This is a genomic window from Stenotrophomonas sp. HMWF003, from assembly GCF_003061285.1.
In the GTDB taxonomy this organism is placed as follows: domain Bacteria; phylum Pseudomonadota; class Gammaproteobacteria; order Xanthomonadales; family Xanthomonadaceae; genus Stenotrophomonas; species Stenotrophomonas maltophilia_AP.
The window spans coordinates 1-1800 of record NZ_QAIW01000164.1 but is presented as its reverse complement, the minus strand read 5'-3'; the positions used below and the strand labels follow the sequence as shown (position 1 = coordinate 1800).

The 1800-nt window shown below is 68.2% G+C and carries 1 protein-coding gene and 1 pseudogene; both read right to left on the bottom strand.

All coding sequences use genetic code 11. From position 1 onward, the window contains the following. Positions 1 to 85: 85 nt before the first annotated feature. A pseudogene (locus DBR34_RS06790) lies at positions 86 to 589 on the bottom strand (aquaporin); the annotation flags it as partial. A gap of 103 nt (positions 590 to 692) precedes the next feature. Then, the gene (locus tag DBR34_RS06785; RefSeq protein ID WP_038686977.1) at positions 693 to 1556 is read right to left on the bottom strand and encodes a pirin family protein; all 864 of its coding nucleotides are present in this window, start codon (positions 1554 to 1556) and stop codon (positions 693 to 695) included. Positions 1557 to 1800: the final 244 nt, after the last annotated feature.

Sequence of the window (1800 nt, the reverse complement as noted above, 5' to 3'; positions counted from 1 at the left end):
TGTTCTGGCTGGCCCCGCTGCTGGGCGGCCTGATCGGCGGCATCGCCTACAAGTGGATCGGCACCGAGCCGCGCTGAGCCTCGGCGGCCGGGGCGTTGCCGTGGGTCGAACCCATGATGACCACCAGGAAGAACGCGGTGAGCACCACTTCGCACAGGAACGCAGCGGCCACGCTGTAGCCCCCCGGCGACAGGGCGCCGTAGCCATTGCTGGCGAATGCGCCGGCCTGGCTGCCGTCGATGGCGAAGCCCGGGGCCCCCGAGGCGATCTGCAGCAGGATGAAACCGGCCAGGATGCCGCCCAGCACCTGGGCCACGATGTAGGGCAGCAGGTCGCGCGCGGGGAAACGACCGCCGGCCCACAGGCCCAGGCTGACGGCGGGATTGAAGTGCGCACCGGAAACGTGGCCGAAGGCATACGCGCCGGTAAGCACGGTCAGCCCGAAGGCCAGCGCCACGCCCACGAAACCGATGCCAAGCGGGTTGCCATCACCGCCGAACTTGGCCGCCAGCACCGCGCTGCCGCAGCCACCCAGAACCAACCAGAACGTGCCGAGAAACTCCGCGGCCAGACGTTTGCCCATGCTCATCGATCGTTCTCCACCTGATGCCCGGGACGGGCAGGCAGAACGTAGCTGAATCGCGGTTCATCGGGGTGAATGCCGCGTCAAGACGCCGACGAACGGCACCGCCTCAATAGGTGGGCAGCGGAATGAATTCCTTGTCATCGCCGGGAATGGTGCCGAACCGGCCGGCGTCCCAGTCGTGCTTGGCCTGCTCGATGCGCTCGGTGGAACTGGACACAAAGTTCCACCACAGGTGGCGCGGCCCATCCAGCGGTTCACCGCCCAGCAGCATCGCCTTCACCGGCGTCTTGGCGCGCAGGCGACCGCGCGCATTGAGCTCCGGGATGACCAAGTGCTGCGCGGGCAGGTCCACCCCGTCCAGCTGCGCCTCGCCTTCCAGGATGTACAGGGCGCGCTCCACGTGACCGGTGTCCAGGTCGATTTCCGCACCGGGATCCAGATCGATCGCCACATTCAACGTGTCGGCGAATACCTTCACCGGCGACTCTTCGCCATACGCACGCCCGGCGATGACGCGCAGCCAGGCACCGTCGCGGCGCTGCTGGGGCAGGGTGGCCGCCGCGTGGTGGAAGAACCCGGGATCGGTTTCCTCGAAGCTTTTGGGCAGCGCCACCCAGGTCTGCATGCCGTGGATGGGGTGGTCGTGCTCGCGCTCGGGCGGCGGGGTACGTTCGGAGTGTGCGATGCCACGCCCGGCGGTCATCCAGTTGACGTCGCCGGGGCGGATCACCTGGTCCGACCCCAGCGTATCGCGGTGACCGATCGCACCGGACCACAGGAAGGTCACCGTTGCCAGACCGATGTGCGGATGCGGACGCACGTCGATGCCCGTCCCCGGCGCAAGCACCGCCGGACCCATCTGGTCCACGAACACGAACGGACCGACGCTGCGCGCCTGCAACGTAGGCACGGCGCGGCGCACCTGCAGGCCGCCGATATCGTGGACACGGGGCGCAATGATCGTCGTCATGCGGGCTTTCTCGCTGGCGTGGACAGGCCAGCAGGATCGCACGCAGACACCCCCCCTGCATGCCCCATTCGGGCAACAGGGTGTTGCGGGAACAGGTCTGCGACGGCAGCAGCCGGGCAGAGCCCGGCTCTACGTGGTGGCGATTCTTCCGTCACCGGCCAATTATCGGAGGCGGGGTGGGTCAGGTGGCGGGGGTGTGAGCGCCATGGATGGCGCGACCAAGCCCCCAGGGATGGGTTCACGG